This window comes from Robinsoniella sp., from assembly GCF_034124845.1.
In genome coordinates this window covers 1-7,851 of record NZ_JAWYAJ010000011.1, presented here as the reverse complement: position 1 = coordinate 7,851, position 7,851 = coordinate 1, and the positions used below count along the sequence as shown (strand labels likewise).

The following is a 7,851-nucleotide window of genomic DNA, read 5'->3' as shown; positions in this document are numbered from 1 at the left end:
CGAATTGTTGACGGTAAAAGAACCGGTCTCCAGTTCTGAATCTGTTTCCAGAGCAGCCGTAGTATCATTTGCTGTCTGTGTTGCAGGTTCTGTCTCTCCTTTTTTCTGGCAGGCGGTAAAAGTAACTGCTGTCAAAGTCAATAATGCAAGTACTGTTAATTTTTTCATAGTTTTCGTCCTTCTTATCTGTTTATTTTCAGCGCATTTAAAATTTCTTCCTGCTTGGTTTCCATAACTTTCGCTTCCTCCGGCTCCATATGGTCATAACCCATTAAATGAAGCATACTGTGCGCTATCAAAAAAGCAAATTCCCTTTCTACAGAATGTCCGTAAGCTTCTGCCTGTTCCAGAACCTTTTCTACGGAAATTACGATATCACCCAATAATAATTCCCCGGATTCCGGATTAAAGCATTCCGCCCATGCATCTTCCAAATATTCAAAATCTGCAGGCTCATCATATTCCAGCATAGGAAAAGACAACACATCGGTTGCCCTGTCGATTTCCCGGTATTCATAATTCATGACTCTTATCTCTACATTGGAGGTTAAGGTAAGATTTATTTCAGCTTCATAGGGACAATTCTCGTGATCCAAAGCCTCCCTTATTACTTTTTCAGCCATTGCCCGGTAATCAAAAGAAAAGGGAACCTGGCATTCTTCTTCATACTGTATTGTCATGTTGTGTTGTCCTTTCTGGTTCTTATCCCACTTAATTTCTCGTCCTGCGGACTTTTGACGTTTCCCTGGGCTTAGATTTCTTTTCATAATCATCATATGCCTGTACAATTTTCTGCACCAACGGATGTCTTACAACATCCTTGCTGGTTAACGTACAAAAGGAAATATCCTCTACTTTTTTCAAAACTTGAACGGCAACGTCCAGACCTGATTTTGTAGCAGCGGGAAGATCTTTTTGTGTTAAATCCCCGGTTACAATGACTTTTGATCCAAAACCGATTCTGGTAAGAAACATTTTCATCTGCGCAGGTGTGGTATTCTGGGCTTCATCCAGAATAATATAGGCATTATCCAGGGTTCGCCCCCTCATATATGCCAGCGGTGCAACTTCGATCAGTCCCTTTTCCATATTTTTCTGGAAGCTGTCCGGTCCCATAATCTGATACAGGGCATCATACAGCGGCCGCAGATACGGATCTACCTTACTTTGCAGATCCCCGGGCAGAAATCCCAGCTTTTCTCCTGCTTCAATGGCAGGTCGGGTCAGAATAATGCGGCTTACCTCATCATTTTTAAACGCATTGATTGCCATCGCCATGGCAAGATAAGTCTTACCCGTACCGGCAGGCCCGATACCGAATACAATCATCTTTTCACGTATAGCATCCACATATTTTTTCTGACCCAGTGTCTTTGGTTTGATTTGTTTACCGCTGATAGTATTGCAGATACAGTCTCTGTCAATTTCAACAATTGCAGATTCTTTATCTTCAAAAGACAGGGCAATGGTATAATCTACATTTTGTTCACTGATGATATTGCCCTTTTTCGATAATTCCACCAGCTGTAAAATAATGTTCTTTGCCTTCAGGGCGGCGGCTTCACTTCCCAAAATCTTTAAAGCGCCTTCCCTGGAGATTATCGTTACGTTCAGTGTTTTTTCAATTTTCTTAATGTGCTGGTCAAACTGGCCGAACACATTCTTCTCATGTTCCATGGGAACAGAGGTTATGATTTCAACGATACTCATTCACTTATAGTTCCTTCCTGTGGAGAAGCAATGATTTCTGTAGGGACTCTTTTGCCTGCTTTCCCAATCAAAATTAATTCTCCTTCTGCTTTACAGGTTTTCTCACCTACGTCTATTTTAACATTATTTTCAAATATTTGAACCCCTTTTTCCTGAATTTTTTCAATAAATTTATTAAGAGTTTCTGTTGCTTTGTTTCTTGCCTCTTTTTCACTGTATTTTTTGTCTGCAATCCGGTACTCTTTTACCACGGATTTACCAAAGCTCAGTGGCAGATAAAAGTCTTGAGTCAGCATTGCCTGATACTCCTGGGTTACGGTATCGGATTGTTCAAAATTCGAGGAAGGGTGGTTGATTCCTATGATATCCTGAAAGACCTTCAGATAAAAGCCTTCTTTTTCAAGTCCCGTATATTGCTTCTTTTTATAATTCAGGGGAAATTCATTTACATAGTGATAGCTGGTTTTTACATATATATCGGCATCTGAAGGAACATAACGTATATTGCTCACCTCTCCGCTGTCATTTAAGATTTCCAGCTTTCCAAGCACCAGGATATCCCCTTCTTTGATCTCATCTCCTACTTTTACCTGGGGAGCACCCGCTCTTGTAATCATCTTAACGATGGTTCCGTTTACATTGGAAATAATATCGCTGTCATCGTATTCTTTTTCTTCCGCCAGTTCCAAATCGGTGTTTTCCTGAACGTCAATAAACAGGCGGGTGCCTTTGATACGCACCGAAACCCAGATAAAGTCGGAAAATTGACGACGCAGTGCCGCGGCAAGTTCTTTACAGTCGATACCGGATTTTTTTGCGCCATGTCCGGCACCATTTTCGTTTAAGTATTCCAAAATGACTTCTCTTGTTTCTGAGTAATTCCCTTCAATACGGATATCCCAGATAAAGCAGGAAAGCAAAAACAACATTGCCAGGCAAACGAGAAAACCTGCCAGAAACAGCTTCCTTTTTTTATGCCGGTGGAGAAAAAAGGGAAGGCCATATCGTTTTTTTATTGTTATTTTTGTCCCTGACTTTCGAACCAGAGGCCGGATCTGGCGGAAATCCTTAATGGTCATGTTCACTTCGTAACAGATATCGGCAGGTAGTAAATTCCATAAGTAAATATTGTGGTTGGCACAGAGGTTTAAAAACCGTTCATAGGAATTCCCCTGTACCCGGACTCTAACATAGCCCTTTATGAACTGCAACAGCTTTTTTATCAAACAGAGCCCCTCCTGGTTTATAAATAGTTTATCTGTTCGATATGTCCTCTCACTTTCAGTTCATCGCTGGTATAATACATAATCACCAGATGTTTCCCCAGAATCTCCAATTTACAGGTTTTCGTGGCTAACATTAGCCGGTTATCCGTATATTCAATAATACCTCTATAATTTTCGATAAAGGCTTCCTCTTGTCCTGTAAGTGATACCAGTACTGCTCCAAGAGTCAGATCATCCGGTATTTCCATTGCCTGGGTCATCTTATAATACAACGGCTTTTTTTTCGAACTCATATACTATTTTTGCCTTTTATTACACAATATATGAGAGAATTATTTACTTATACCTGCCAAAAAAAATCATTCCGAACCAGGTCACGGTGGTACTGTCATAAAAGAAATCAATCTGACATTTTTCGGCGGATTCGGTTACCAGTATGCCATAGCTTTCAATGCATGGGAACATCTGCTCCGGATGACGGCAGGGAGAATCCGGGTAGGTGCAGTGTTCACAGATATGGCAGGATTCACTGGAAAGTGCCATACATTCTTCACCCAGGCTGCTTTGGATATCCCGAAGGAGGGCTCTGGTGACTTTCTCGTGTTCTTTGCGCGTAGACAGGGTTTCTTCCAGTATAGCGGTATCACTTACCTCAGCCAGAGTGGTAAATAAAAGTGCCTTTTCATAATTCAGGCATTTTCTATGACAGTCATCTACACTGCCCACTGCCGGCGGACAGGACCAGGTAGTGCCGTAGCACTCACATTCTTGCTGGCAGATCTGCCTGACATTTTCCGAAAAAACCAGCTCACTGGTATCTAAAAATCCATATTGGCAGATGGGATAGGAAGCGATTAGGGCTTCCAGGTTTTCGAAGTTACTGATTTCTTTCATGTTACTGTTCTCCTAAAAATTTATTCCCGCAAGCAACGAGCCAAACGGACACGCTGGTTCGTCCATTTGGCGGCTGCCGCGAGGGTTGCTTAACGTCCAGTGGACGTTCGCTTAACAACGGGGTGTCCCACTTCTACAAGCCGAACGTATTGCTGCAGGGAAAATCTTCCGTCATGGGTCATTCCCAGCTGTTTATCGGACATTTCCCCGATGCTGATGATATTGGTAAGCCCTGTCCGGGACAGCTTCTGTATCAAAGGAGCGTTAAACGGATAAATGCCTGCTGTCTGCAGATAAAGCTTAGATTTAAGCAATGCAGCTGCGATTCTGTCCTGCTTCAGAGGCTTTACCCAGATATTCCCATAGAGCAGCGACAATTCCAGCTCCGAGTCCCGTTTGCAGGTAACGCTGCTTCTTCGGTTCTGGTAAATGATTTCCTTTTCCTTTATATTTTCCAGGCGCCTTGTGAGGGCTTCCAGGGTCAGTTTTCCCTGAAGATAATCCGGAAGTACATATTCCGGTTCGATTTCTTCCATTATTTTTGCAAAGCGTTTACCAAAAGCGGCTGCCTCTTCAAAGTTATCCGTATCCACATAAATGCCCTGGCAGGAATTGCACAACAGCTGGTTTGTCTCAAAGAGGTGATGAGCCAGTTTAACAAGGAGAGCATCCGAAACCCCCATATCCTGTATGTAACAGAAGCTGAGTTTGTGTCCCCACTCCACGATCTCTGCATTGACCGGGGCATTTTTTCTCACCGCTTCAATTGCATTATCCGATCCCCATACGACGATGGTATTTGCAAAGTGCATTAGTTTTTGCACAGACAGAAGATCGGATGACGGTGTGTCAAATACATAGATATATTCTTTAAGCCTTGGTTCATATTCGATGAGCTTTTTCAGCAGGAATACGGAAAGCCCGTGATCAGCGGAGGGGAGTTTCAAAATGTTTATATTTCCGGTCAGCAGCCCCTCCAGAACACTGTATGCAGGCAGGATATCCATATTTCCTGCCGCTATATGAAAAAGTACACCTTTGGGTACAATCAGAATATGATCACTCTGTTTCAGGGAATCCAGCTCACGTGATGTTCTTTTACTCAGCGCATCTTTTTGAAAGGTTTCCACCAATGTATGTATATCCTCTTTTGTTATCTCCTCATGTTGGAGAAAGGGTGCGAATTCTTTATTTAAATTTCCACCTAGAAAGTCATCTGTAAATCGCCCGGCTGCATTCAATACCGTCTGACGATCAAGTGATTTATTGGATAGGGTATCCACGATCTGATGGGAAACCAGTTCAATTGCCTTTTCCGTTTCCGTATTGCTCCATAGATTGCCATTGATCAGCAGCATTAAATTCCTCCTTCCAGAATGTCTTTCGCTCCTGCGGAACAGGTCTTTACATCCTGTGCGCCCACTCGTCCCAGAATTTCCAGATAATCACTTTCGATGCCGCAGCCGCACTCTTCATGGGAATGGATGCAGCCCAGGTCATCGGTCATAATACTCATGATGGGAATACTGGAATGTACGGGTGTCATCAGGTTAATCAATCCTGTTTTGCCATTGTCCAGAGGTTTCAGGGTCTCCACATCACGGATAATTACCCTGGCGTAAGAAGGAATGTGGAAATGATGGTTTTTACAGGTACAGTATAGAACGGGATGTTCGGCTGCACCAAAAAACTCATGTATCTGATCCTGTTCGATTCCCAGGGTCTGTTTAGCCAGAGCATAGAGTTTTTCCTTGGAAATCTCTTGCTGGGAGAATTGTTTCCAGCCACCGCCAAGAAGGATTTTAGACCCTTTGGGAAGACGGCAGCTAAGATTGGCTTCCTGCATTTTTTCCAGCAGGAAGAACAGATACGAGGGAAAACCAATAATGCGGACAGCCGTCTTTTTCTGAGCCAGGTTCACAGTTCTCTTCAGCAATCCTTCCAGGTTCAACTGATATTTTCCGTTTTTATACGTCAGGGCATACTTTCTGGAAAGAGGCAGTGCATACATGGAAGACAAAGTGGCTGTTTTGGATATCACTGTTTTATTTTCACGTACCGGCTGATATCCCAGCATGATATAGTGAGCTGGTTTCAGAGAAAAAATCCGGTGTATTTTACCAAGCCTTATTGCCATTTTGGAAAAGAGTAAAATTTCTCCCGGAGAGTAACTGATTTTACTAACCTTTCCGCTGGTACCTGACGAGGTAACTTTGACAAAGGAAGAATGCTCCAGGGATATATCATTTCTTTTAAAATAAGAGGTAGGGATTACCGGTATGCGGTACAGGTCTTCTTCTGATTTAAGCTGTTCTGGGGCAAAACCATTTAATTTGCAAATTTCCCGGTATGAGTTTGAATTTTCATAGAAATCCCTGCAGACTGCTTTCATCCCATGGAAAAAGAAATCCCGGTTTTGCTGATAACTGTAAGGGTTTTTGGTTCCAAATAATTTGCATAAGTTTTTATCCATCACGTTCCTCCCTTTGTCCCATCAGGACGATGAACTGGAAGCAGATGCAGCAGCGGCACCGGCTGCGGCTGCAGAGGCACAAAGTGCTGCCTGCTGTGCGATTACCAGGGATACCACTCCATTGAGTGTGGCTGTCTTCATAGGCTGAAGCTGGGGCATATAGTCACACATGGTCAGAACGCCGGCATACATCAGACGCTGCCTGGCACCAATGCCAAATGCTCCAAATCCTTTCTGGGAATGGAGATAATCGTCCACATCCATGATATCCTGTGCCAGTGTTTTTAGGTCGGTATCTAAAAGTGCCAGTACCCCCAGTGTAGCCAGTTCGTAGCTTGTGCCGTATTTATGGCCGTGGGATTTCAGATCATCGAATAATGCCATTGCTTTTTCACACTTCTGCGCTGCTGCCTCTTCCCCCAATGCCAGGATATGGCTTAAGGACTGTACGGCATTCCCCGAAAAGAAGTAAGGTTTCAAAAGCGTATAGCAGCGCTCCATTTCCTGCTCGATATAGATATCATCCAGTTGGGAGAGGGCGAGCAGGGCGGCAAAGGAACTGTCTTCACCGGATGTGAGAAATGGATGTGCTTCCTTCATACGATTGTAGATCGTTCTGGTCCGATGAATAATCTGTTCGTATTGTCCGGGTTCCGCCATATCTGAGATTACGGAGGCTGCTACCGTTAGGTATTCCGATCCCCAGAAAACTTCTTTTAACTTTCCGTAAATATCCAGTAATTGGTTAAGTTTATTCTCCGGACTGGGTGAAAGGGAAAGGGTTGATACCGTTGCCATCTTAGAAATGCCCCGGAAATTTGAGAAAAAACCGGTCTTCTCTTTCAGGAGGTCCCGGCAGTCCTTCATCACTCCGGCATCTGCCTGAAGCCCTCTGATTGTAAATAAGCTTGCACACAGCGGATAAATATAATAGCTCTCCCAACCGAATGCATTTTTTACAATGTCTCTGTTTTGTATAAAAAGCTGACAGCGTTTTTGTAATTCATCTCTCATAATTTTCGCCTCCTGCATGATCGTTTAAATGTTTGTGTTTTCATTATGTTCTACACTATTATACATTAGAAAGTCTGGGAAGCCAATCAAAAAAAGAAGTCTATCTGATATTGGATAAACTTCTTCTTTCATGCTATGAATTAAATTGACGAAACAAACTTTTAGTGGTGCGTGGACTTGCCTGCCGGTGGATTTCCTTTGCCTTCATACCATTTTGCCTGATCTCCTGCCTCCAGCCCAGTTGTGCTGCTAACTTATAAGCAAATCGGGGAAAACCAGGTGAAATATAGATATTATTTCTTGCTTTTTTGTATAGGATCATATCCTTCATATGAGCAAGGGAAAGAACAATCTGTTTCATGGGACCCTTATCTGAGCTTTCGCTGCCCAGCATCGGAAGCATGCCTCCACCGCCTATGCCTATACCATATCCCCAATTGACACCTGCTTTTTGACACCAGCATTTTAACATATCAAGAGCGGTTTTGTTCTGTCTGCCTTCATAAAATCCACAGTTAGCGATCGCATAAACCA

At 43.1% G+C, this 7,851-nt stretch carries 8 protein-coding genes and 1 pseudogene; all 9 read right to left on the bottom strand.

All coding sequences use genetic code 11. From position 1 onward, the window contains the following. Window positions 1-182: 182 nt before the first annotated feature. Entirely contained in the window at window positions 183-680 is a 498-nt protein-coding gene (gene ybeY, locus ACH2DQ_RS00680; protein ID WP_394911296.1) for an rRNA maturation RNase YbeY, read from the bottom strand. A 31-nt stretch (window positions 681-711) separates the two neighbouring features. Continuing rightward, window positions 712-1,710, bottom strand: coding sequence for a PhoH family protein (locus ACH2DQ_RS00675; protein WP_394911297.1), 999 nt, complete (start codon window positions 1,708-1,710; stop codon window positions 712-714). Beyond that, on the bottom strand, window positions 1,707-2,936 hold the full coding sequence (gene yqfD, locus ACH2DQ_RS00670; protein ID WP_394911298.1) for a sporulation protein YqfD: 1,230 nt from the start codon (window positions 2,934-2,936) through the stop codon (window positions 1,707-1,709). Before yqfD ends, ACH2DQ_RS00675 begins: the two co-directional genes overlap by 4 nt. Before the next feature lie 17 nt (window positions 2,937-2,953). Continuing rightward, a complete protein-coding gene (locus ACH2DQ_RS00665; RefSeq protein ID WP_394911299.1) occupies window positions 2,954-3,229 on the bottom strand; it encodes a YabP/YqfC family sporulation protein in 276 nt (91 codons plus the stop codon). Window positions 3,230-3,272: 43 nt separating this feature from the next. After that, window positions 3,273-3,830, bottom strand: a complete 558-nt coding sequence (locus ACH2DQ_RS00660; RefSeq protein WP_394911300.1) for a DUF2284 domain-containing protein — start codon at window positions 3,828-3,830, stop codon at window positions 3,273-3,275. Window positions 3,831-3,919: 89 nt separating this feature from the next. Beyond that, complete coding sequence (locus ACH2DQ_RS00655) at window positions 3,920-5,188, bottom strand: acyl-CoA reductase (RefSeq protein ID WP_394911301.1); 1,269 nt, start codon at window positions 5,186-5,188, stop codon at window positions 3,920-3,922. Continuing rightward, entirely contained in the window at window positions 5,188-6,303 is a 1,116-nt protein-coding gene (locus tag ACH2DQ_RS00650) for a hypothetical protein (protein ID WP_394911302.1), read from the bottom strand. The genes ACH2DQ_RS00655 and ACH2DQ_RS00650 overlap by 1 nt, the downstream gene beginning before the upstream one ends. Window positions 6,304-6,324: 21 nt before the next feature. Beyond that, window positions 6,325-7,317 (bottom strand): DUF4003 family protein, encoded by a 993-nt coding sequence (locus ACH2DQ_RS00645; RefSeq protein ID WP_394911303.1) that lies wholly within the window; start codon window positions 7,315-7,317, stop codon window positions 6,325-6,327. A gap of 133 nt (window positions 7,318-7,450) precedes the next feature. Beyond that, window positions 7,451-7,851: pseudogene (locus ACH2DQ_RS00640) on the bottom strand (hypothetical protein); the annotation flags it as partial.